Source organism: Pontibacter locisalis (assembly GCF_042684605.1).
Classification (GTDB): Bacteria; Bacteroidota; Bacteroidia; order Cytophagales; family Hymenobacteraceae; genus Pontibacter; species Pontibacter locisalis.
Genome location: NZ_JBHULU010000020.1, coordinates 21005 through 45386, shown reverse-complemented (window position 1 = coordinate 45386; position 24382 = coordinate 21005). Strand labels below are relative to the sequence as shown.

Sequence of the window (24382 nt, the reverse complement as noted above, 5' to 3'; positions counted from 1 at the left end):
CTTTTTTATCAGTAGTAAGAGTATCTTGCATATCAGGCAACTGCTTCTTTTTTAACAGGTTCTTCTTCTTTTAAAGTTTTAGAAATGATCATGGGTACTTTGTAGCCCCTGTTCTCGCAAAGCCACTGGTACAACTTGGCCACTCCTTCTGTTACATTGTGCTTTGGATACCAGCCTGTGGCCTTCTGGAATTTGCGGGTGTCGGAAACATAATAGTGCTGGTCGCCGGGGCGCCAATCGCCGAAATTCAATGGAATGTCTTCGCCACGATAACGGCCGATGGTCTTCAGCAACTCCAACAGACTCACTGTGTTCTCTACTCCGCCTCCTATATTAAAGGCCTGCCCTTTTACAGTGTCCATTTGCTCCTGCGCTAACAGGAAAGCGTCTACCAGATCCTCTACGAACAGAATATCGCGCACCTGCTTGCCGTCGCCATAGATATTCACCTGTTCTCCTTCAATTGCCCTTATCGCAAAATGAGCTACCCAACCCTGGTCCTCGTTTCCATATTGGTGCGGGCCATAGATGCAGCTCATTCTAAACACAGCCATTGGTAAATTGTAGGTACGGGCATAGTCTACCACATATTGGTCGGCAGCACCTTTGGAGCATCCATAAGGGCTGTGGAAATCCAGGTGGCGTTCTTCGGAAATACCATACTTTTTGATCTTGGCATCAGACGGGTAATAGCGGGAGCCGTTAGATATAAACTCAAGGTCCTCCAGCCCACCATACACCTTATTGGTGGAAGTAAACACCAACGGAGGTGGGTTATCCTGTTCCCGAATAGCTTCCAGAACATTTATAATTCCCCTGGCATTGATTTCAAAATCATTGATTGGAAGATCAAGAGAGGTGGTAACAGCTACCTGTGCCGCAAAGTGAAACACCTGTTCTGCGTGCTTCATCACATGGCGCACGGTCTGCAGGTCGCGGATGTCTCCAACATAAACCTCCAGTTGATCGTGGTAATTCTCATGTAACCACTGCAGGTTCTGCTCCACCCCATCCCGGCAAAGGTTATCAAATACCATAACACGCTTACCTTCTTTCAGCAGGCGTTTAGCCACGTTAGTACCAACGAATCCGGCACCTCCGGTTATCAAAGTGTATGGCTCTGTAGTTTCATTTGTACTGCGCTTGATATGCGGCAGGTTGTCCAGATTCTCAAAGCCATACTTAGCCCAAAGCCTGTATAGCAACTTTGAGGTTCCATCAGAACGCTTTAGCCCAAAGTGGTACTCTCTGTCATCCAGGTGAAAGCCTGCCACAGTTGGCAGGTTTGCGTTAAGGTCATACATACCGTACCAGTAAACGCGCGCGGCATCTGCTTTCAGCACTTCATTAAATTCCTGGAGCTGCTTGTACTCATCGTGCTGCCACGTAGAGAAGCCAGCCTCAGTTATCCAGAGCTCAGCTTTACAATTGTGCTGCTCCATTACAGCACGAACAGATTTGATGTTATCTTCCCAACCATCCCACATCTGATCGAAAACAAAAGGGAAACCGTGGATACCAATAGCATCAATATACTGCATTACCCCATGCTCAAACATAACCTGCAGCCAGTTTGGGTCTATAGGGCTCATGCCGCCAAGAAGAGTTTTCTTGCCGCGCTGTTTGCACCAGTAAGCAGCCCCCCCTATCATTTCTGCAAATTTATTCCAGCCGTAATCCAGGGTAAAATCATACTCTACCTGGTTATTCGGCTCGTTCCACAGCTCTACCCATTCGAAATGCTGGCCGTGGTCTGTAATGAACACATCCAGGAAATCAGCATAAGCTTTTTTATCTTTTGGAGGAGAAGAGGTTCTTTTTTTCTCACCAATGGAAGGTGGGGTGTAGAGGAAGCAAGGTAAGATATTCACCTCCTTCGCCAGGGTTGGAATCAGCCAATTATACCACTCCTTTCCTTCGGGAGTATAGTAGTCGGCCCAGGATACTCCTGTTCGCAGCTCGGTTACTCCCAGCTCCTTCAGGTCCGATATTACCTGCTTCACACGTTCATGCTCACCTGGTCTGAACCATTCCACTAACCCTACAATGGGAAGCGATGATTTGTTGTTCATGTCAGTATCTATTTTCATCGTTCTTAGATCCTTAGTAAATGTATGGGCCGCTATACAGTAAGGCCTCGTGCTGCCAGTTCGGCGCTGGCTTCGCTAACGCGGTCGTAAGCAATCTGGCCTTCCAGCCAATTGGCAAGCTCTTCTAAACCCGCGTTAAACTCTACCTGCGGATAAAAGCCGAGGACTTCGTTTGCCAGCGAAATGTCTGCATAGCAATGACGGATGTCCCCTACCCTGTACTTTCCGGTTACCTCAGGCAGCAGGTGCTTTTTATCCATAACAGTTGCCAGGCGTTCACCAATCTCACGTATTGTATAGTTGTTGCCACTTCCAACGTTAAACACCATGCCGTTTGCCTCCTCTTTTTCCATCGCCAGGCGGCAGGCCAGTGCCACGTCGCGCACATGCACGAAATCACGCTGCTGATACCCGTCTTCGAAAATCATAGGGGAATTGTTATTTAATAACCTTGAGGCAAAGATGGCCAGCACCCCTGTGTAAGGGTTTGACAGCGCTTGCCTGGTGCCATACACATTAAAGAAGCGCATGGCTACCGTTGGAATATTATAGGCACGGCCTACCATCAGGCAAAGTCTCTCCTGATCATACTTGGAGAGGGCGTAAACAGAAGACAGCGTTGGCGTTTTTGATTCTGAAGTAGGCACAGGCTGTAACTGCTCCCCCTTCTCATTGTATAGCTCCCAATCAGCTGCTTTCAGCTGCTCCAGGGGTCTTTCCGGCACAGTAGTTAATTCACCGGATGGAGATTTATATAATCCTTCGCCGTAAATACTCATGCTACTGGCAACTACCAGTTTTTTAACCGGATTTTTAATAAGTGCCTCCAGCAAAACGGCAGTACCGATATTGTTCACATCGGTATACTCCTTGATCTCATACATGCTTTGTCCCACACCTACCATAGCGGCAAAATGATAGACATAATCCACGCCTTCCAGGGCACGAGCCACATCTTCAGGGTTCCTTACATCGCCTACAATCAGTTCTACATCCGGGTGCAGGTACTCGGGTCTTTCACAATTCCGGCCGTGCACCTGTTCACTCAAATTGTCCAAAGCTCTAACGGTATACCCATGCTGCAATAGCTCATCCGCCAGGTGAGATCCAATAAACCCGGCACCACCCGTTATCAATACTTTGTTTTTCATAGTTTCCTGTTGCATTTGTTTTTACTTTTCTAAAACGGCTGCCCCGTAGGCCGCATCGTTATTTGATTTACAGATATCTCATGCGGCCTGTCCAGGGCATACATAACGGCATCTGCCACTGCTTCTGCTGAAATTGCGCCATATCCTATATCTTCTATTGTATGAAACCCTGATACCGTATTCTCAAAAAACGCGGTGTCTGTTACACCTGGTGCTACCACTGTTACTCTTACTTTTGGCAGCACCTCCTTTCTCAGGGTATCGGCTATCACGTTGAGAGCCGATTTAGTAGCAGCATAAACACCGCCATATTCAAAACTCTGCCCAGCCGCCACCGAAGAAATAATAACCACATCACCCCGCCCCTTCTCAAGCATACCGGGCACGAAAGCACGAATCATCCTGAGGGTGCCCATCAGGTTTGTGTTTATCACCTGTTGCCACTTCTCCGGATCTCCTTCGGTCAGTTTTTCGTGTATTCCCTGACCGGCACTACAAATAAGGATGTTGGGTGCTCCTATTACTTCGTATACTTTATTGAAAAGTACATCAACTGCGGGTGCTGCAGCTACATCACAAATAAAAGGGTGCGTATTTGATGGGAGATTTTCAGGTAGGTGCAAATCAGCAATTGCGGTTTTAACCTGAGCGGCTATTAGTTTTTCTACAATTGCGAATCCTATACCTGATCCGCCCCCACTAACAACTGCCGTTTTACCTTTAAGATACTGCACTAACCTATATTTTTATACCCCCTATATATAAAGTTGTTGGTACACATTAAATTTGGTAGGTAGAACGCAGTTGATGCAAATAGGGTTGTTGATGCTGCTTTGTTACAATATAAGAGCCCGCCAACTTTTTGTTTAAATGTACAATTTACAGGTTTTAGTAAGGCAACAGGCTGAAAAAACATGCATAGACATTGTATTGAAAATTTCAAATCTGACTTTTGGTCAAACTCTTGATAATCACTTAACCCTTTGGAAAATGTACCATGATTTTTATGGGTGATATCTTACTCCAGGATGCACGGGTGCTCCTTCGCAAATACAAGGCACCTGATCTGAAAGCTGTAGCGTTGATTGCTGCAGATGAAGACATATGGCGCTTTATGCCAACAAAAATCAGCAGCCAGCGCGACCTTGAAGAATGGAGGCAAACAGTTGAAAAAGGTTATGTTACCAACACACGCTATACTTTTATGATTATAGATAAAGCCACAGGCAAACTTGCCGGAAGCACAAGCTATGGCAACATATCAGAGACAGATAAAAGATTAGAAATAGGCTGGACCTGGCTAAGTAAAGAGTTCCGGGGCAGTGGCCTTAACAGGCACTGTAAGTTTTTGCTCCTGGAGCATGCTTTTAATGAACTGGGAATGGAGCGGGTTGAATTAAAAACCGATGTTCTGAACATCCGTTCCCGAAAGGCGATGTTAAAAATAGGCGCAACTGAAGAGGGCGTACTTCGAAGCCACACCCAAATGCATGATGGCCGCCGCCGTGACACTATATATTATAGTATACTCCGGCATGAATGGCCTCAAGTGAAAGCAAACTTCTTTCACGATCTATCAGTCTGCTAATACCTCCCCTAAATAACCTGATTTCTGCTGTTCGTATAAGCAAAGGAATAACTCCTTTATTTATAATGGAAGCACCAATTCATGATTCAGCCTTACCTGAGCGCATCTTCCTGATCCGGCATGCAAAGCCGGACCTGGGAAATAAGGGTTTGTTTGATGTACAAGCTGCCCGTAAGTATATATCTGACTATGATGCCGCAGAAGTAGAACAATTTGTACTGCAGCATGAGGCCATTCCTTACAAAGAGATAGACAAAGTTTTCTGTAGCACCCTAGTCAGATCCCAGCTTACGGCAAGGGCTATTTTTGGAGAAGACATACAACTACGAGTCGATGAGACATTCAGGGAGTTTGAGCGAAGGATTTTCTCATTGCCGTTAGTACGGCTTCCGATTAAACTCTGGCTGTTGAGCGCCCGCATCCTGTGGTTTCTGGGACTAAACAGCAAAGACATTGAGACGTTTAGAGAAGCTCGCCAAAGAGCCCGTGAGTGCGCCTCTACTTTAGCCCAGGATGCCACCACTAACAAAACAACTGTTTTAGTGGCTCATGGCCTGTTGAACAACTTTATCAAGCGCGATTTACAGAAAATGGGCTGGACACTTGAGGTAGACGAAGGTCATAAGTTTTTGTCAGTGACTATGTTGCAGCGGTAGCACCTTATACATAACTATCATCTTTATATAAATAGCACAACCTTTCTGCCCCTAAACCAGTAAAATCAACGTTTACGAACTGCTTTAGCATTAATCATTGAATTCAAGCAGTCATTTTTACCCATATATGTTTTTATCAAGGTTTTCACTCTGCCTATGAAAAACAAACTTCCTTATCTTCTGTTTAACGTTACCTACAGATATAGCAATAAGAGCTTATCACTTCGACGTTGAAGACATTCAAATAGAAAGCAAAACTTAAAATATAAACTACGTTTCTCTGGTAATACACAAACCATCTTTATGTATTTATCAGAGCTATTTCTTTGTCAATACCAGCAATATAACTGAAAGGCAAATTTATTTTTAAAGCTTTACAAACAGAATCTTAATCAATTTCAATCTATAACATTAAATCTTATGAAGAAGAATTTACTGTTGAGTTTTGTGTTGTTCATGGCGCTTATAAGCAGCGCGTGGGCACAAACTCAAACTGTTACAGGAGTGGTAACATCGGCTGAGACCGGTCAGCCCTTGCCTGGTGTAACAGTTCTGGAAAGAGGCACTACCAATGGTGTATCTACCGGCTCAAAAGGGGAATATTTGCTTAACGTAAGGCCAAATGCTGCCCTTGTATTCCGATTTATTGGTATGACTACCCAAGAAGTACCTGTAAACGGAAGATCAACTATCAATGTGGCCTTAGTAGCAGACCAGGAACTTCTGGATGAGGTAATAGTAGTAGGTTACGGTACACAGGAGCGTCGTCTGGTAACTGGTGCCACGTCTAAGGTAACCTCTGAGGAGTTAAAAAACATTCCGGTTGTGGGTGTTGACCAGGCTTTACAGGGCCGTGCTGCGGGTGTACAGATTTCTCAAAACTCCGGTACACCAGGTGGTGGTGTTAGTGTACGTATTCGTGGTGCTACCTCTATCTCTGCCAGCAACCAGCCACTCTATGTGGTAGATGGCGTACCACTGACTACCGGTGATTTCTCCCAGATAGGATTCGGTGGACAGAATGTTAACGCTATTTCTGACCTTAACCCGAACGACATAGAATCCATTGACATCTTAAAGGATGCCTCTGCTGCAGCCATCTACGGATCAAGAGCTGCAAACGGAGTAGTAATTATTACAACTAAACGCGGATCAGCAAAGAAGACACAGATTAACTTTAACACCTACGCTGGTTTCCAAAAGTTGTGGAAAGAGCCTAATTTCCTGAATGCTGAGCAGTATAAGGAGATCATGACAGAGGCTTACATAAATGATGGCTTTCTGGCACCAGGCGCAACTTTCGATGATTTCGTTGACTTTTATTATGGTGGACTTGATTTTGAGCCAACTAACACGAACTGGATCGAAGAAGTAACCAGAACGGCACCGATTCAGAATTACGAATTATCTTTAAATGGTGGCGATGCTAAAACACGCTACTATTTATCTGGTAACTACTTTGACCAGGAAGGTATAGTGATAGGAAGTGAATACACGCGTTATTCTACCCGATTAAACCTGGACCACCAGGTATCAGAACGGATGACGATTGGTACTAGTATTCAATTAAGTCGTTCTGAAAATAACCGTATCGTGAGCGATAATACCCTTAACGGACCATTTGCCAATGCGCTTGCAGCATCTCCTGTATGGCCGGTGTTTTATGAGGATGGCACCTATACCCGTCCGAATTACTTCTATACAAACCCAGTAGCTGAGGGTAGAGAGAACGATGATGAAACCATAAACTTGCGTGGCATTGGTAACGTTTTCGCTAAATACACTGTCATCCCAGGATTAGATTTCCAGGTAAGAGCTGGTTATGACGCTTTGAATATAAACGAGCGTCGCTATACCCCTACAAATTACCCTGGCTCTGCAGCAACCGCTGTGGGAGGTTCTGCCACTAACGCAACAACAACGGTTACCAAACGCTTGCTTGAGGCAACAACTTCTTACAACAAAATCTTCAATGATGTTCATGAAGTATCTGCCGTACTCGGTGCCAGTACAGAGTACAATGAAGTTAATCAGGCTTTTGTAACAGGTGAGGGTTTTCCTGGCGAACGTTTCCGCTATGTGGGAAGTGCGGCTATTGTAAATGCTGGTTCAAACTCTGTTACAGAGTGGGCTTTACTATCCTACTTTGGTAGATTAAACTATAACTTCAAAGATAAGTACCTGGTAGGCGTAAACTTCAGAGCTGACGGTTCTTCACGCTTTGGTGAGAATAATCGATTTGGTTATTTCCCATCAGTTTCTGCAGGTTGGAGAATTATTGGTGAAGACTTTATGTCGGGTATAGATGCACTTAGTGAGCTAAAATTACGTGCTTCTTACGGTATAACTGGTAACCAAGAAATAGGAAACTTCGGCTATTTAGGCCTTGTAACTGGTGCTAACTACTTAGATAGACCAGGTATAGCCCTGACGCAGCTTCCTAACCCGGATCTGAGATGGGAGGAAACAAAGCAGCTTAACATAGGTACAGATATTGGCTTCCTGAACGGAAGGATAAACCTGGCACTTGATTATTACATCAAGCAAACAGATGACTTACTGTTTCCCCGTCCGGTGCCGACGCAAAATGGCTTTGGAAGCTTCCAATCAAACATCGGTGCCACTGAAAATAGAGGATTTGAGGTTGCATTGAGAACTGTTAACTTCGACTCTCAGGATAATGGCTTCCGCTGGACATCTGACCTGAACCTTGCTTTCAATGAAAACGAAGTGACAGAGCTCTATGAAGGTCAGGATATTTTCTATGGCTTTGGAGGTAACTCACTTGTCCTTCGTGAAGGTCAACCGATAGGTACATTCTATGGCTTTATTTCTGATGGTGTTTTTAGCACAATTGATGAAGTTCCTGCTTCACGTCAGGCTCAAGGTACTCAGGCTGGCGATATCAACTTCCGTGACATAAACAACGATGGAATAATTACAGATGATGATTTAACTATTATTGGTAATGCACAACCTGATTTTGTAGGAGGCTTCACGAATGAATTCCGATACAAAGGCTTCGACCTGAACGTATTCCTGCAGTTCTCTTATGGTAATGAGATCGCCGCGCCAAGCCACCAGTATCAGAAACACTTGGGTAATGACTTCCTGGATGATAACATGCTGGATGACGTGCTTAACCGTTGGAGACAACCAGGTGATATTACAGATACACCAAGAGCAACAGCACTCGATGAAAATAACAACAACCGCAGCAACTCATCCCGATTCGTTTACGACGGCTCTTACCTGCGCTTTAAGAATGTTATCTTAGGCTATAACTTGCCATCTAGTGTAACAGAGCGCCTGAACATGAGAAACCTGCGTGTATATGTACAGGCACAAAACCTGTTCACGTTTACAGATTACCCAGGCTTTGACCCGGAAGTGAACTTTGCAGGAACTTCAAACACTACGCTTGGAGTTGATTTCTACACGTTCCCACAGGCACGTACCATTACATTTGGTGTAAATGTTGGATTCTAATTAGCTAAAGGAAGATTAATCATGAGAAAATATTCAATCATATTGTTAACCGCACTTGGTCTCGTTTCCTTTTCGGGTTGCGACGATGTGCTAGACGTAGAGCCAACAACAGCCATAGAAGCTGAAGGCGCTATTACGGACTTCACCACCCTTGAGAGAGCTGCACTTGGCGCTTACAGCGCCATGCAGTCCAATAACTATTATGGGTTACGCTACCTGCTATACCAGGGCGTATATACTGATAACCTGGAGCACAGAGGTACTTTTACAACAGATAGAGAGGTATCCGCCAGGAATATTAATGCTTCAAACTTACAGATTGCAAACACATGGGCAACCATATATACTGTAATTAACAGGGCCAATATAGCGCTACGTGCTGCTGATAGATTAACAAACATTACTGATGAGCAGCGTGATCAAATTAAGGGAGAGATGTTCTTCCTGCGTGGTTTAGCTTATTTTGATCTTGTTAAAGTTTTCGGGGGAGTTCCGATTACACTAGAACCAACCACTGAGATCGGAGAGATCCAGAATGCACCAAGATCAACTGAAGCCCAGGTATATGATGCAGTCATTAGTGATCTACGTGCCGCAGAGGCCGCACTTGATGGAGGTAATGAACGTAGAACCCGCGCTACAAGCTTAGCGGCAACCGCACTTCTGGCTCGTGTACATTTACAGCGTGGCAACTATGCCTTAGCCGAGGAAAAAGCTAACCAGGTAATTACCAGTGGAGAGTTTGCCTTGGAAGAAGATTTTGCCAAGATTTTTACAACAGAAACTGGGCCTGAAATCATCTTTGAAGTTGACTTTACTTTGAATGATCAGGGTGGCCTGGGCTCTGCGTCTAACCCTCTGACAGGTGGGCAGAAGTTTTACTTGCAGGCAGAAGCTTATAATGCTCTGCTAGCTTCTTCATTGCTTGGTGATGAGCGTTTTGAAGCAACAACTACCATTCAGAGAAACAGAAGAAGGCTGATCAAATATGAGGATGTTACAAACAATGCTGATAACGTTCCGGTAATAAGGTTAGCGGAGATGTACCTGATTCGTGCAGAGGCTCAGGCTAGACAAGGTATCGCCTCAGCGCCAGCAAGCCCGCAGGTTATCTCTGATATCAACAGGGTCAGAACAAGAGCAGAACTTCCTCCTTTGGTTCTTCTAACAAATGCGCAGGCTCTAGAAGAAATCCTGGAGCAGCGCAGATTAGAATTCATAGGTGAAGGACTTCGCTTTATTGACCTGAAGCGTTACAACCTCCTATGCGAAGAACTTAACTTCTGCGAAGATGAGAATAGTGCTTTTAGAGGACTGTGGCCAATACCACTTCAGCAGATTGAGGTTAACCCGAACTTAGTCCAGAACCCTGGTTACTAGTATAAGTTAAGCTGAAACAAAAAAGCCTTTGCCACAGTGGCAAAGGCTTTTTTTGCTTTAAAAGATTATGGCTTAGTAACCACTTGTCTGCTGATTGTTAATGTTTGCGTTAGCATCAATCTCACCTTGAGGGATTGGCCATACCCACTCTCTGTCTGCTGGTGCCAAGGCACAGTCAAGGGCTGGCGCAGGGCAGTCAGTTCTAACAAGGTTGCGTGAAGTTCTCTTCACGTCAAACCACCTGTGACCTTCGCCTAAAAGCTCTTTACGTCTTTCAAAGGCTATAGCATCTAAAATTGCTTGATCTGTTAGCGCCGTCAGTTCATATTTAATAATATTAAGACTGCCATTACTTCATTTAAAGTAATAGAACCCCATTTCTTAATACCTATAAACATTCGTTCATCTGTATAAGAAGATTATTTAATATTTTTTTGAAGTCTATTACTTAATTATTCTATTTTTGCTAATTGGGGAGTATTCTAATTAGCATGAAGCCTAGCCTCCTTGTTACTTCAGCAATTTATTTAAAGAAGAATACGCTACTCCAACCTTTAAATTTATTATTTCTATTTTCAATTTAACCACAAAAACTTTATGAAGAAGATTGTACTGTTGAGTTTTTTGCTGGTCATAGCGCTGATTGGTAGCGCATGGGCACAAACTCAAACTGTTTCAGGTCGGGTTACCGCCGCATCGGATGGCACTGCGCTACCCGGGGTTACAGTTCTTGAAAAAGGTACTACAAATGGTATAACAACAGGAGCAAATGGTGAGTACCGTCTGAACGTGCAGCCAAACGCTACTTTGGTGTTCCGTTTCATCGGAATGGTACCTCAGGAAGTGGCGGTTAGTGGTCGCTCTGAAGTAAATGTTCAGTTGCGGGCGGATCAGAAACAACTGGAAGAAGTTGTTGTAGTTGGTTACGGTACGCAGGAAAAAAGAGACGTGACTGGTTCTATTGCCAGAGTATCCGGCGAAGAACTGGAGAACATCCCAACTCCTAGTCTTGAGTCTGCTTTACAGGGTAGAGCTGCAGGTGTGCAGATTGAGTCTGGTAGCGGTAAAGTTGGACAGGGCATTAAAGTACGTATCCGTGGTTCAGCTTCAGTAACAGCTAGTAACCAGCCACTTTATGTAGTTGACGGTATTCCGATCACTTCGGAAAGCCAGGGTATCGGTAATAATGAGCCTACTAACCCACTAGCAGATCTTGATCCGAACGACATTGAGTCCATTGACATACTAAAAGACGCTTCTTCTGCCTCTATTTATGGTTCAAGAGCATCAAACGGTGTTGTAATCATCACTACAAAAAAAGGTACACAGGGAAAAACTAAATTCAATGTTGGTTACTCAACAGGTGTTAGCGAAGCAACTAATAAAGTTGAATTCCTGGATGGCCCGGAATATCTTTCACTCTTAAGAGAGTCTTTTGAGAGATCAGAAACTATTGATTACTATATTAACACGTTAGGTTTCTTTGCTGATGTTGATGATGCACTGGACTACTTCATTCCAGAGTGGAGAAATCCTGCAAATGTGAACTGGCAAGACCAGGTTTTCAGAAGTGGCTCTTACAGAGAAGCCAGTGCCTCTGCGAACGGTGGTAATGAGAAGACTACATTTTATATAGGTGGTTCTTACAGCGATCAGGAAGGTATTTTAATTGGTAATGCATTTGAGCGTATCAGTGGTCGTATTAACTTAGAACATAAAGCTTCAGATAAGATCACTGTTGGTGCAAACTTCAGTCTTGCAAGAACAGAAAATAATCGTGTAGCAAACGATAATGCATTCGCTACGCCGCTGCAGATTGTAGCACTTGCACCTATCCAGCCAATCATTGACCCGGAAACAGGTGAGCTTAACGCAAATACGATCTACTACAATGGTTTGATCGAAGCAAGAGATGCTTTCAGTGATGCTATTGTTTACCGTAACATCAGCAAAGTGTACGGTGGCTTGGAAATCACACCTAAACTATCATTTAGAAGTGAATTTGGTTTAGACCTTTTAAACCAGGAAGAGGAATCATACCAGGGCAACCAGACGCAGACAGGTGAACCAGTAGGTGGTTTTGGCCAAATGAGAAATGTGAATGTAGTTAACTATACTACAAATAACTTCTTTAGCTACAACACAAGATTTACTGATAACCACGTGCTAGACGCTACTTTAGGTATGAGTTATCAGCACTCCAATACAGATGCCACTTACGTTGCTGGTCAGGGTTTCCCTAACGATGACTTTAAAAAGCTAGCAAGTGCATCGGATATTACATCCGGCTCTACAATAGGCACAGCAAACTCTTTGCTTTCGTATTTTGCCAGAGCTAACTACAAGTTATTTAACAAGTATCTGTTCTCTTTAAGCGCACGTGTTGATGGTTCTTCACGTTTCGGAGCCGACAACAAGTATGGTGTTTTCCCGGCAGTAGGTTTGGGCTGGATCATTTCAGACGAATCTTTCATGGAGGGCATCGACTTCCTGAGCTTCCTTAAATTAAAGACCAGCTACGGTATCACTGGTAACCAGGAAATTGGAAACTTTGACTCAAGAGGTTTGTACAGCGGTGTTTCTTATGCAGGTGTTTCAGGTATTATACCAGTATCAGTAGAGAACCCGGAACTGCAGTGGGAGACTACGAAGCAATTCGATGCTGGTGTTAGCTTTGGATTCCTGAATGACCGCATTTCAGGTACATTGGATTACTACCAGAAAAATACTGAAGACCTGCTATTGAATGTGCAGGTACCTTCTACAACTGGTTTTACCAACATCACTAAAAACGTTGGTAAACTTGAAAACAAAGGCTGGGAACTAAGCTTAACTACTCAGAACCTTGTTGGTGAGTTCAACTGGTCAACTACATTAAACTATGCTCGCAACAGAAACGAAATCACAGACCTTGAGGGCCAGGTGATCAGAGCTGGTGCTATTAACCGTGCCGTTGAAGGTCAGCCAATAGGGGTATTTTTTACCAAAAAATATGCAGGTGTTGATCCGCAAACCGGAGATGCTCTTTACTATCTGAAAGCAGGTAGCGATGAAACAACAACAAACTACGGTGCTGCAGAAGAGCAGGTTGTAGGCAACCCTAACCCAGACTTCCAGGGTGGTTTGGTAAACAACTTCTCATACAAAGGATTTGACCTTAGCGTACTGATCCAGTTTGTATATGGAAATGAGATCTACAACAACGCTGGTCGTTTCCAGTCTGCTAACATGGACTACCTGGACAACCAGACAAGAGATCAGCTGAACAGATGGCAGCAGCCAGGTGACATTACTACTGTCCCTGAGGCCCGCTTCCTTGATGGAAATGGTACAGCTACATCATCTCGCTGGATTTACGATGGTTCGTACCTGCGCGGTAAAAACATTACACTGGGTTATACTTTGCCTAAAAGCCTTGCGAGTAAAGCCTTTATGTCAAGTGTACGTGTTTACCTGACAGCACAGAACTTCTTTACTATCACTGACTACCCAGGTTGGGACCCAGAAGTAAACACACAGGGCACAGGTCCTTCTTCAACAAGATCGAATGTTGGTGCCGGCACAGATTTCTACACTGCGCCACAGGCTAAGACAATAGCAGTAGGTGTAAACTTCGGCTTCTAAACTGTTTATAACCAGAAAAGTTAATAAAATGAAAATTAGATATATTTTTAATAAAGGAATAGGCCTGGCAGCACTAAGCATGCTATCAGTGTTTGCTTCCTGCGATGATAAATTGGACATTGACCCGCAGCAGTCCATAGGGTCTGACGTGGCGCTATCTACTCCAAATGGGGTACAAACAGCTTTGATTGGTGCCTATGAAAGGCTGCAAGGCGGACAACTGTATGGTACAAACATGAACCTGGTTAGCGAGCTTTTAGCAGCGTCAGGTGCAGAATTACAGTGGTCTGGAACTTTCCTGGGCTATCGCCAGCTCTTTAGCAAGAATATGGTGGCTGATAACTCTGAGGCAACAAGAACATGGATCAGAGCTTATGAAACAATCAACATTGCAAATAATGTAATTGCCAATGTAGGTGTTTTTGAAGATGAAGCTGTACGCGACAGGGTTTTAGGTGAGGCTCTTTACATCAGAGGCATCCTTTATTTCGAACTGGCACGTTTTTATGCTTTACCTTGGTCTGCTGGTAATACTACAACCAATCTTGCAGTACCATTAGTTCTGAAGCCAACTCAATCTATCACAAGTGAGGATAACGTTAACAGAGCAACTGTTGCGGAAGTTTATGCACAAGTGATAGAAGATTTGAATAGAGCTAAAACACTTCTTCCTGAGTCTAATGGCACAAGAGCAAACACGTATGTTGCCAGTGCTTACTTAGCACGTGTTTACATGCAGCAGGCAGATGCAAACAATAATGCTGACGAAGACTACGATAAGGCGCTTGCAGAGGCAGATCGTGTTATCAAGTCTGGCAAGTATTCATTGGTTCAGAATTACGAAGAGGCCTTCAACAACTCAGCTAACATATCTGAGTATGTTTTTGCTATTCAACAGAACGCACAAAGTAATGCAGGATCAGCTAATGATGGTTTAGCTACTTTCTATGCAGACTTCAATGGCATTGGCCGCGGTGACGTAGACATCGTTCCTAGTTTTGTAAACAATTTATTTGCAGCCAACGATGAGCGTCGTGAGGTATTCTATGTAGATGGAGGAGGTATTTTAAGAAATGGCAAATACTTAGATCCTTTTGCTAATATCCCGGTTATACGTCTTTCTGAAATGCTACTTATTCGTGCTGAGGCTGCGGTCAGAAACGGGGATCTGGTTCAGGCATTAGCCGATATCAACAGAATCAGAGAAAGAGCAGATTTAGCTCCTCTTCTGGTTGTAACACTTAATGATATCTTACAGGAAAGAAAAAGAGAACTTGTATTCGAAGGAAATGCACTTCATGAAGCAAAGCGTTTAATGAATTCAGTGGGTACAATTCCTTTCAATTCTCCTAAGCTTGTTCTGCCAATTCCGCAGCGTGAGATTGATGTGAATCCTAGCCTGACACAAAACCCTGGCTATTAAGCCGAAATTATATCATTCAAAAAAGCGGCTCCTGTGTTTCAGGAGCCGCTTTTTTTTATCTTGGCCAAACAAACCTAAACTTTTAGTTTGTAAACTAAGTATTTAGTTATATATTCGGTAAAAGAATTGAATTACAGACTATGAAAGAGCTTACAAAAGCGGAAGAAGAAATAATGCAGGTACTCTGGAAACTGGAGCGTGGCTTCGTCCGGGACATTCTGGAAGAGCTACCAGAACCTAAGCCCGCCTATAACACAGTTTCCACTATCGTGCGGATTCTGGAGACCAAAGGCTTTGTGGGGCATGAGGCTTTTGGCAAATCGCACCAGTACTATCCAATCATTGCCCAGGATAAGTATAAAAGCTTCTTTTTGAAGAACTTCATGTCAGGCTACTTTGGAGGTTCTTTCGAAAAGCTGGTATCCTTCTTTGCTAAGGATAATAACCTGAACGTAAAGGAATTGGACCAGCTAATGCAGCACGTACGCCAGGACATCAACCCTGAAGAGGAGGAAAAGCAAAATGGAACTAACAATTAGCTATTTACTTAAAACGGCCATTGTATTACTGGTGCTCTACCTGTTTTACTATGCCTTATTGCGGAACCAGAACAACTTCAGCTTTAACAGGCTTTACTTACTCGCGGCTCCACTTGTAGCTGTAGTGCTACCATTAATCAAGTGGCCTGTGGTCCTGGCTCCGGAAAGCGCTGTAAGCGGCGTATTGCAGACCATACAACTAACCGAGGTAACTGTAACAGCTTACCGCCCTGGCGCAGCACCTGCTACAGCATCCTTCTTCTCTCCTACTACCATTGCAATAAGTGTTTATATAATAGGTGCCCTGATTGTTTTGCTTAAGCTAGTGAGACAGCTGTGGCAGGTAAGGCAAATAAGGGCTAAAGCGACGGTCTCAAAAGCTATTGCCGGAGACGTGCAGGTATACCAGTTACCAGGCCACTACCCTACTTTCGCGTTTGGCAAGGCTGTCTATTTAAGTAAACAGGAACATCTGAATGCTGCTGATCAGGAAAAAATACTTGCCCATGAAGTTGCACACGTACAACTACGCCATACATGGGATGTGCTATACTTCGAGCTACTTTCTGCCTTTCTATGGCTAAACCCAATCGTGTGGTTACTGAAGCAGGAGCTCCGGGATGTGCACGAGTACCAGGCTGATGCAAAAGTAATTCATACATACCGGGCACAGGAATACAGCGCGCTGCTCTCACGGGAGGTTCTACAGCAAATGGGACTTCCTGTCGGAAGTTACTTTCAAAAGCCACAGGTGCTCAAACGGCTTTACATGTTACAGCAAAGCGGGAAACAAGCAGGCTGGCTTCGTCCTTTGCTCATCTTACCTTTACTTGGTGGGCTGTTATTTACTTTTTCGCTCCAGCAGGCAGGCGCGCAAACGTCCATATTTCCCAGTTCAGAGCCTGACAAACCCCAACAGGCTGTTCTGAAAAAAACTCCAGTACTACCGGATCAGGAAGAAGAACCTGTTCAGGAACAAACTGTAGCAACAGCACGAATTGAGAAAAACCTGCAGCCAGACCCCGCACTACCGGCTTTACCTGCGGAACTAAAAGATGAATCTCCTACTGCTAAAGAAAGGCCCTATACATACGTAGAGCAGATGCCACAATTTGAGGGGGGAGAAACAGAAATGCTGAAGTACCTGGCAAAGAACATTCGCTATCCCAAGGATGCACAGGAAGACGGCGTGGAAGGCCTGGTGGTGGTTAGCTTTACCGTAGAAGATGACGGAGCCCTGAAGGACATAGAGGTATTAAAATCATTAAGTGAATCAATAGATACGGAGGCAGTTCGGGTGGTTGAAAAAATGAGTGACCGCTGGTCTCCAGGCATGCAAAACGGTAAACCGGTACGTGTAAAATACACCCTGCCCGTCAGGTTCGCTCTGAAGTAAAACCCATAACATACCGGCAAAATGAAATCCGCAGCCTAAAAAAGGCTGATGCAGGATAACTATTGCCTTTTCTAAGCATAAACAACTAACAAACCTACTTATGAAAAAGAACAACATACTTACCCGATTCGCAGCAGCTGCACTACTTGGCATGGCCACGCTGGTTATAGCTCCAGCGGTATGCGCGCAGTCTTCCAAGCCCTATACGTATGTAGAGCAGATGCCACAGTTTAAAGGCGGAGAAGAAGAAATGATAAAGTTTCTGGCTCAGAATATCCGCTACCCTAAAGATGCGCAGGCAGAGGGTATAGAAGGCTTGGTGGTGATATCCTTTGTTGTAGATAGCGATGGCTCACTGGACAATTTAAAAGTGTTAAAAGGCCTGACCAAAAGTTTGGATGCAGAGGCCTTACGTGTTATCAAACTTATGGAGGGGAAGTGGCAACCAGGCAAACAAAATGGCAAAGATGTCGCTGTACAGTATACCATGCCTATCCGCTACTCCTTAAAGAATGACAAAGGCACCTCGTCTGCCACAGATAGCCAGCCACAGTTCAAGGGGGGCCAGGAAGCTATGATGCAGGCCATCAACCAGAACCTTAAGATGCCTGAAGAGGCTAAAAAAGAGAACCTGAATGCGAAGGTGCTGGTAAGGTTTACTGTTGAAAAAGATGGTAGCGTATCCAATATAAAACTGGAGCATACAAAGCTAAAGAAAACAGTTGGTCCCGGCTCAGAACTGGACTACATGGACGCCGCTACTTTTAACCTGCAGAACAAAGCCACACTTGCCAAACTGGCAGAAGCTGCAGCTGCAGCTGTAAAAGAGACTTCGGGTATGTGGGAGCCTGCCAAAAAGAACGGACAGGCTGTGGCGGCAGAGCTTGTGCTACCAGTGCAGTTCTTCAGCAGCGATGCAGAAAGCTCCACCACCACCTCGGGCAGCCAGGGATCTGCCACACAGGAGCAGGAGCCAAGAAAACTTAACTTCAACGAGATAGTCCCTCTCTATAAACTGGATGAGAAGCCAGGATTTAAAGAAGGTGAAAATGCAGACAAGAAGTTCTTTGCCAAAAACACCCGCTATCCTAAAACAGAGGCTGAAGGCGATGTAATGGTAAACTTTCTGGTGTACGACGACGGCACTATTGGTAAGATAGGTGTAAGTAAAAGTATGGGTGTGGAGTTAAAGAAAGAAGTACTGCGGGTACTGGAACTAAGCAAAAACATGTGGCAGCCTGGTAAAAAAGACGGCAAGGCTGTAAACACTTATCAAATGCTGACTTTCCGTTTTGTTATCAATGATGGGCAGAAAAATAATGATGAAACCTCTACAGCTATCCCTGCTGATATCGTGATCACGAAGTATAAGTAAACTAGTAGAGTTGACAGAAAGTCTAATATTCTACTAAGTTCTTGGATGAGTACAGCAAGTAAGAGAAAATTATGTATCTTTAAGATACACCTCAAGAACGCATGAAAAACAGGAAATCTCTCAGCTATCTCATAGCCTTAGTCTTGCTGAACTCATCCCTCCTTTTCTTCTCAGCAGCACTGGCACAAACATCTGTACCTACAGAAAAAGTGTACTCCTATGTGAGCGGGATGCCCGAATATCAGGGTGGTACTACGGAGATGCTGAATTTTATAGCCAGCAACACACACTATCCACAGGAAGCCAGAGAGGCCGGTGCAGAAGGACTTGTAGTGGTAACATTCATAGTTGAGACGAACGGTTCTATTTCTGATATAAAGGTTGAAAAGTGCATCTCTGCCAGCCTGGATAATGAAGCTGTACGCATTGCCAGCCTGACAAGCGGAAAATGGAAAACAGGCAAGCATAATAATAAGCCTGTACGGGTTAGATACACCCTGCCCATCAAGTTTAGCCTTGATGCTGATAACAACCCGGCAATCCAACACAGAATGCCTCAGTTTAAAGGTGGCCAGGTGGCTATGGTACAAGCAATTTATAAGCATTTAAGCTTACCTGCAGCAGTTCAGAAAGAAAACATCAGTGCACTTCTGGATGTAAACTTTACAATAGATACAGACGGAAGCGTTTCAGGCATCGCTGTTGCTGGCACCAAACTCAAGAAAACAGTGGGCACAGGTGCGGATATGGATTATATAGATGCCTCTACTTTTAATGTACAAAATAAATCTATACTTGCTCTGCTAAGCGAAGCAGCTGCCGAAGCTGTAAAATCCACGAGTGGCATGTGGGAGCCCGGCTTAAGAAACGGCAAGCCTATAGCTGCTGAAGTAACCCTTCCGGTGTTGCTCCCTGGCTCCGGGAAAGCAGATCCAAAGCAGCAACTTAGCACTATGTTTCTGACATATCAGTCAGACGCCTACGATAGAAAAAGCGTGTATGAAACACATGAAGTTGACGTAAGCCCCACTCTGAAAGATATGCCCCTTGAAAAATTCCTGGCTAAGCACCTTCGCTACCCGGATACTTCTTTTGAAGGCACAGTGAAGGTAAGCTTTCTTGTATTTCAGGATGGCAGGTTTGTTGGTCCTATCACCAGTGTATCAGACACACAAAAGACCGTTGCCAATGAGATAGCCCGTGTGTTTGAACTTACAGAAGAGAATTGGTTGCCAGCGAAGAAGAACACGCAGTCCGTTACAGTCATGCACACCATAACAATCGACTTCGTGCCGGAACTCCGAGCAGACAAGCCCACTTCTCCTACATCAGCTACAGTAGTTGTAACCAAGTAAAATAAACATGAAGCTTACCTTAGCCACCCTGCTCTCAGCAGCCTTTTTTCTGTTACTGCCCTTTTTATGCGCCGCGCAGCAAAGCACAGATAGTACTACCTCAAACCAGGTTTACTCTTATGTAGAAGAGATGCCGCAATACGAAGGTGGTTTCGAAACCATGATAGAGCATGTTACCTCTAACATAGCTTACGCTGGTTTGCAGAAAAAAGGAAAAGTAGTTATAAGCTTTGTGGTAGATCCAAATGGGGCCGTAGAAGATGTTCAGGTAATCAAGAGCCTTGAACCTGCATTAGACGAAGCCTGTGTAAAAGCGGTGTACGCTACAGATGGCAACTGGACCGCAGGCAGGCAGAATGGCAAAGATGTGGCTGTAAGGTTTGTTTTGCCAATTAACTTCAGTAAAGCCAAAAAAAGGTAGGAGATCTTTACAAATTAAAGCAGTCGCCCAAGCTAACTGCCTAGCTTGGGCGACTGCTTTGATGAGAGATTAATTTCTAAAACTCCCACCCCTCATTTAACATAGCGATGGCATGATGTGCTGTCATGTCATACTGACAAGGAACGATGGAGACGTAGTTGTTTACCAGTGCCCACTCATCCGTGTCCTCTCCCTTATCAAAGTTCACAAAGTTCCCTGTCATCCAATAATATTTCCGGTTTCTCGGGTCAAGGCGCTCATCAAACTCCTCCTGCCATTTAGCGTGTGCCTGCCGGCATATTTTGATTCCTTTAATCGGTTCGCTGCTCTTCTTCGGGATGTTCACATTCAGGGAAGTATTCTCCGGAATGCGGTGTTGTAAAGCTTGTCTGATGATCTGCTCCACAAATTCCCGTGTGTGTGAAAAATCGGCTTCATGTCCGTAATCACACAGCGAGAAGCCAATGGATGGCAGTCCTTCTATAGCTGCTTCTATGGCCGCAGACATAGTACCAGAGTATAGTACACTAATACTTGAGTTGGAGCCGTGGTTAATGCCGCTCACAACAAGATCAGGCTTCCGATCTTTCAGCACATGGTGCTTTGCCAGCTTAACGCAATCTGCCGGTGTGCCCGAACATTCATAGGCAACTATATCAAGGTCATCAAAAGCGATAGATCTGTCCAGTCTTAAAGTATTACCGATCGTAATGGCATGCCCCATACCCGATTGCGGACCATCCGGTGCCACCACCACTACTTCTCCTATCTTTTTTGCCACCTCCACAAGCGTTCGAATGCCAGGTGCAGTAATGCCATCGTCGTTAGAGACTAAGATTAATGGTTTAGCCATTTTATTATTTTAAGTTGATGTATAACAAAAGAAACGAATTTCTATTTCCTGCTAATATACAACAACCTGAAGCTGCTCATCAAGGTTTAACAGTAAAATAAAGTAATAAGGTTGAGGCAGGATGATCAAGAATATAATTTATGCTATTTTATTAGGAGTAGGCATGGCTGCATGTTTATCGCAGCAGGACAAAGAAGGTGATGCAACAGCTAATGCAGCATCAGAAACCACACTAGTTGATACAGATATAACTGAAGAAGCAGCCCCCATAACACCAGACCCATCTACTTTTGTTATCGGGAAAGAGCGTGTGGGAAACGTGGCGATCGGAATGCCTATAGAACAGATGCGGGAACAAGTCCCTGCTGGCTATACCATTGCCGATACTACCCTAAAGCAGGAAGGAATGCAATCCACAGCTTACCTGCTACACCCAAAGGACAAGGACAAAGGCATCCTGATAGAACAAAGCTGTGAACCTGACTGCCGTGTATGGCGCATAAATGTTAAAAGCTCTGACTTTAAAACTCCTAAGGGAATTGGAGTAGAATCTAAGTACGGAGAGGTTCAGCGCTTCTACCCTATCTCCACCGTAACACTAGCTGACGGGGGCCTTGTGGCCGTGTCCAAAGAAGGTGGAATTTCCTTCGTACTCGATCAATCGCAGTTGCCTCAAAACCGATTAAATGATTTTACCCCTGAGACCATTCCGGCCAACACAATCGTAAAAAGCATTTTAATATATTAGAAAGTTGTAATATATCGGGCGAATCAGTATTATTGCTTCTATGGCAATTTTCCGCTCACGCTACAGGTACAAAAATTTTGGATTGCTGCTACTTCGCATCGGTATCGGCATTATGTTCATCCTGCATGGCTGGCCAAAGCTGGCTGGTGGCCCCGAACGCTGGGAAGCCATCGGGCAGAACATGGAATTAGTCGGTATAGATTTTGCACCGGTTTTCTGGGGCTTTATGGCAGGCTTTGCCGAAGCAGTTGGCGGTGCTCTGCTTATGTTAGGCTTACTTTTCAGGCCTGCTTGTCTGCTTCTCCTCTTCACAATGATAATTGCTACTATCCGGCACGTAGTTGCCGGTGATGGCTTCGGAGGCTATTCCCACGCCCTGGAGGCCGCCATTCTTTTCTTTTCTTTATTCTTTATTGGCCCCGGCAAGTACAGCCTCGACAGAAAAATTTTTCCTGAGAAAAGAGAGAAAGGCATTTATAGGCAAACCAGATAATAGTCACTGAAATTAATAAGTAAGCCCTGGCCTCTCCGCCCGGGCTTTTTTATTTATGCCCAGAAATGGCTAACATTGTTATCACAAGAATCAGCAAAACCTAGATATGTTAACTACCTTACTAGTGGCAGCCCTGCTTACAACAGGTGCACCTGACCAAAAGAAGCCCGATCTAAAAACACCCTACGAGAAAGGTAGCGGCAATACCACTGCTACTTACGACCAGGTAATTGATTGGTATACGAAGCTGGACAATGTATACGAGGAGGTAAAGATGGTACCTTACGGATACACAGACTCAGGACGGCCACTGCACTTGGTAATTGTTTCTACGGATAAAGACTTTGACCCTGCTTCTATCAGGCAGAAAAACAAGCGCACATTGCTCATACAGAATGGCATTCACCCTGGAGAACCGGAAGGTGTTGACGCTACCATGATGCTGGCAAGGGACTACCTGCAGGACAAAAAGAAACGAAAGCAGCTGGATAATACGGTACTGGCCATCATTCCTATGTATAACATCGGAGGAGCACTTAACAGAAACAGCCACACCCGCACAAACCAGAATGGCCCGGAAAGCTACGGCTTCAGGGGGAACGCCAGAAACCTTGACCTGAACCGCGATTTCATCAAAACAGACTCCCGTAATGCGGAAACCTTCCATAAAATCTTCCGTGACTGGGACCCTGATGTTTTCATGGACAACCACACCTCCAACGGAGCCGATTACCAGCACGTGATGACGCTGATCCCGACGCAGCACAACAAGCTTAATCCTACACTGGCCGGTTACCTGCAGCAGAAGATGCTTCCATCCTTATACGAGGGTATGAAGCAGGATAAGTTCCCGATGGTGCCATATATGAATACGGTGGGAGAAACACCAGAAAAAGGAATCATTGGTTTCATGGAATCACCCCGGTATGCCACAGGTTATACAGCACTTTACAATACCATTGGCTTTGTGCCTGAAACGCATATGCTAAAGCCATTTGATCAGCGCGTGAAGGCTACCTACCAACTCATGGAAAACATGATCGAAACGGTACACCGTGATGCCGAAGAGATCGGAAAGTTAAGGGCCCAGGCAAAACAGGAAACACTTAAGCAGCAGAACTTCCCATTAGACTGGAAACTAGATACAACACAGGTAGAGCAGGTGCCTTTTCTGGGTTTCGCTGCAAAGTACAAGCCAAGCGAAGTAAGCGGACAGGAGCGCCTTTATTACGACCGTAAAGCACCTTATAGCACCACAATTAACTATTACAACGAGTTTAAGCCAACTACTACAGTTCAGAAACCAGTAGCTTACATTATCCCGTTTGCCTGGCGTGAGGTAATAGAAAGACTGAAGACGGATAAGGTAGACATGCAGCAACTTAAGAAAGACACTACCCTTAACGTAGAGACATACTACATCACCGATTACAAAACATCTCCCCGGCCGTACGAAGGGCACTACCTGCACTCCGATGTAAAGGTGGAAAAGCGCATGATGCCGCGTCAGTTTTTAAAAGGGGATTACGTGGTTTACCTGAATCAGCCGGCAAATCGCTTCCTGGTTGAAACACTGGAACCGCAGGCCGTTGACTCCTATTTTGCATGGAACTTCTTCGATTCTATACTGATGCAAAAGGAGTACTTCTCAAGCTATGTGTTTGAGGATCTGGCTGCAGAATACCTGAAGAAAGACCCGGAGCTACGAAAGCGCCTGGAAGAGCGAAAAAAACAGGATCCGGAATTTGCCAAAAATGCAAGAGCACAACTGGACTTTGTATACCGCAACACCCCGCATTAT

19 protein-coding genes are annotated in these 24382 nt (G+C 44.6%); 14 read left to right on the top strand and 5 right to left on the bottom strand.

Annotated features, from left to right (window positions below; translation table 11 throughout):
* Positions 1–32 precede the first annotated feature (32 nt).
* Genes ACFSRY_RS13490 through ACFSRY_RS13480 form a run of 3 tightly spaced genes read right to left on the bottom strand, consistent with a single transcriptional unit; the run spans position 33 to position 3975 of the window.
* Positions 33–2090, bottom strand: a complete 2058-nt coding sequence (locus ACFSRY_RS13490) for an SDR family NAD(P)-dependent oxidoreductase (RefSeq protein ID WP_377508464.1) — start codon at positions 2088–2090, stop codon at positions 33–35.
* A 32-nt stretch (positions 2091–2122) separates the two neighbouring features.
* Complete coding sequence (locus ACFSRY_RS13485; RefSeq protein ID WP_377508461.1) at positions 2123–3241, bottom strand: NAD-dependent epimerase/dehydratase family protein; 1119 nt, start codon at positions 3239–3241, stop codon at positions 2123–2125.
* Positions 3242–3270: 29 nt separating this feature from the next.
* A complete protein-coding gene (locus ACFSRY_RS13480; RefSeq protein ID WP_377508458.1) occupies positions 3271–3975 on the bottom strand; it encodes an SDR family oxidoreductase in 705 nt (234 codons plus the stop codon).
* A 272-nt stretch (positions 3976–4247) separates the two neighbouring features.
* On the opposite strand from ACFSRY_RS13480, the gene ACFSRY_RS13475 reads away from it, so the two are divergent.
* The 4 genes from ACFSRY_RS13475 to ACFSRY_RS13460 all read left to right on the top strand — a co-directional run bounded on the left by ACFSRY_RS13475 (position 4248) and on the right by ACFSRY_RS13460 (position 10354).
* Positions 4248–4829, top strand: coding sequence for a GNAT family N-acetyltransferase (locus ACFSRY_RS13475; RefSeq protein WP_377508455.1), 582 nt, complete (start codon positions 4248–4250; stop codon positions 4827–4829).
* 65 nt (positions 4830–4894) lie between these two features.
* Positions 4895–5485, top strand: coding sequence for a histidine phosphatase family protein (locus ACFSRY_RS13470; protein ID WP_377508452.1), 591 nt, complete (start codon positions 4895–4897; stop codon positions 5483–5485).
* A 420-nt stretch (positions 5486–5905) separates the two neighbouring features.
* The gene (locus ACFSRY_RS13465) at positions 5906–8974 is read left to right on the top strand and encodes a SusC/RagA family TonB-linked outer membrane protein (protein WP_377508449.1); all 3069 of its coding nucleotides are present in this window, start codon (positions 5906–5908) and stop codon (positions 8972–8974) included.
* A gap of 21 nt (positions 8975–8995) precedes the next feature.
* Positions 8996–10354 carry a RagB/SusD family nutrient uptake outer membrane protein gene (locus tag ACFSRY_RS13460; RefSeq protein WP_377508446.1) on the top strand — a complete coding sequence of 453 codons (1359 nt, stop codon included), beginning with the start codon at positions 8996–8998 and terminating at the stop codon, positions 10352–10354.
* Between the two features lie 72 nt (positions 10355–10426).
* On the opposite strand, the gene ACFSRY_RS13455 is transcribed toward ACFSRY_RS13460, so the two are convergent.
* Positions 10427–10651 carry a RagB/SusD family nutrient uptake outer membrane protein gene (locus ACFSRY_RS13455; RefSeq protein ID WP_377508807.1) on the bottom strand — a complete coding sequence of 75 codons (225 nt, stop codon included), beginning with the start codon at positions 10649–10651 and terminating at the stop codon, positions 10427–10429.
* A gap of 300 nt (positions 10652–10951) precedes the next feature.
* Here ACFSRY_RS13455 and ACFSRY_RS13450 point away from each other — a divergent pair, with 300 nt between their 5' ends.
* From ACFSRY_RS13450 to ACFSRY_RS13420, 7 genes are all read left to right on the top strand, one after another.
* Positions 10952–13978: a SusC/RagA family TonB-linked outer membrane protein gene (locus tag ACFSRY_RS13450; protein WP_377508443.1), complete on the top strand. Its 3027-nt coding sequence runs from the start codon at positions 10952–10954 to the stop codon at positions 13976–13978.
* 28 nt (positions 13979–14006) lie between these two features.
* Entirely contained in the window at positions 14007–15401 is a 1395-nt protein-coding gene (locus ACFSRY_RS13445) for a RagB/SusD family nutrient uptake outer membrane protein (RefSeq protein WP_377508440.1), read from the top strand.
* Positions 15402–15541: 140 nt separating this feature from the next.
* Positions 15542–15940 (top strand): BlaI/MecI/CopY family transcriptional regulator, encoded by a 399-nt coding sequence (locus ACFSRY_RS13440; protein WP_377508437.1) that lies wholly within the window; start codon positions 15542–15544, stop codon positions 15938–15940.
* On the top strand, positions 15924–17336 hold the full coding sequence (locus ACFSRY_RS13435) for a TonB family protein (protein ID WP_377508433.1): 1413 nt from the start codon (positions 15924–15926) through the stop codon (positions 17334–17336). Before ACFSRY_RS13440 ends, ACFSRY_RS13435 begins: the two co-directional genes overlap by 17 nt.
* 100 nt (positions 17337–17436) lie before the next feature.
* Positions 17437–18711, top strand: coding sequence for a TonB family protein (locus ACFSRY_RS13430; RefSeq protein WP_377508430.1), 1275 nt, complete (start codon positions 17437–17439; stop codon positions 18709–18711).
* Between the two features lie 101 nt (positions 18712–18812).
* A complete protein-coding gene (locus ACFSRY_RS13425; RefSeq protein WP_377508427.1) occupies positions 18813–20066 on the top strand; it encodes a TonB family protein in 1254 nt (417 codons plus the stop codon).
* A gap of 7 nt (positions 20067–20073) precedes the next feature.
* Positions 20074–20487 (top strand): energy transducer TonB, encoded by a 414-nt coding sequence (locus tag ACFSRY_RS13420; protein WP_377508424.1) that lies wholly within the window; start codon positions 20074–20076, stop codon positions 20485–20487.
* 76 nt (positions 20488–20563) lie between these two features.
* On the opposite strand, the gene surE is transcribed toward ACFSRY_RS13420, so the two are convergent.
* Entirely contained in the window at positions 20564–21340 is a 777-nt protein-coding gene (gene surE, locus ACFSRY_RS13415; RefSeq protein ID WP_377508421.1) for a 5'/3'-nucleotidase SurE, read from the bottom strand.
* A gap of 121 nt (positions 21341–21461) precedes the next feature.
* Between surE and ACFSRY_RS13410 the strand changes: the two genes are divergently transcribed.
* The 3 genes from ACFSRY_RS13410 to ACFSRY_RS13400 form a co-directional block, all read left to right on the top strand.
* Complete coding sequence (locus ACFSRY_RS13410) at positions 21462–22088, top strand: mechanosensitive ion channel protein MscS (RefSeq protein ID WP_377508419.1); 627 nt, start codon at positions 21462–21464, stop codon at positions 22086–22088.
* Positions 22089–22128: 40 nt separating this feature from the next.
* On the top strand, positions 22129–22581 hold the full coding sequence (locus ACFSRY_RS13405; protein ID WP_377508417.1) for a DoxX family protein: 453 nt from the start codon (positions 22129–22131) through the stop codon (positions 22579–22581).
* A 106-nt stretch (positions 22582–22687) separates the two neighbouring features.
* Positions 22688–24382 (top strand): M14 family metallopeptidase (locus ACFSRY_RS13400; RefSeq protein ID WP_377508414.1); only part of this gene is annotated, 1695 nt, incomplete at its 3' end.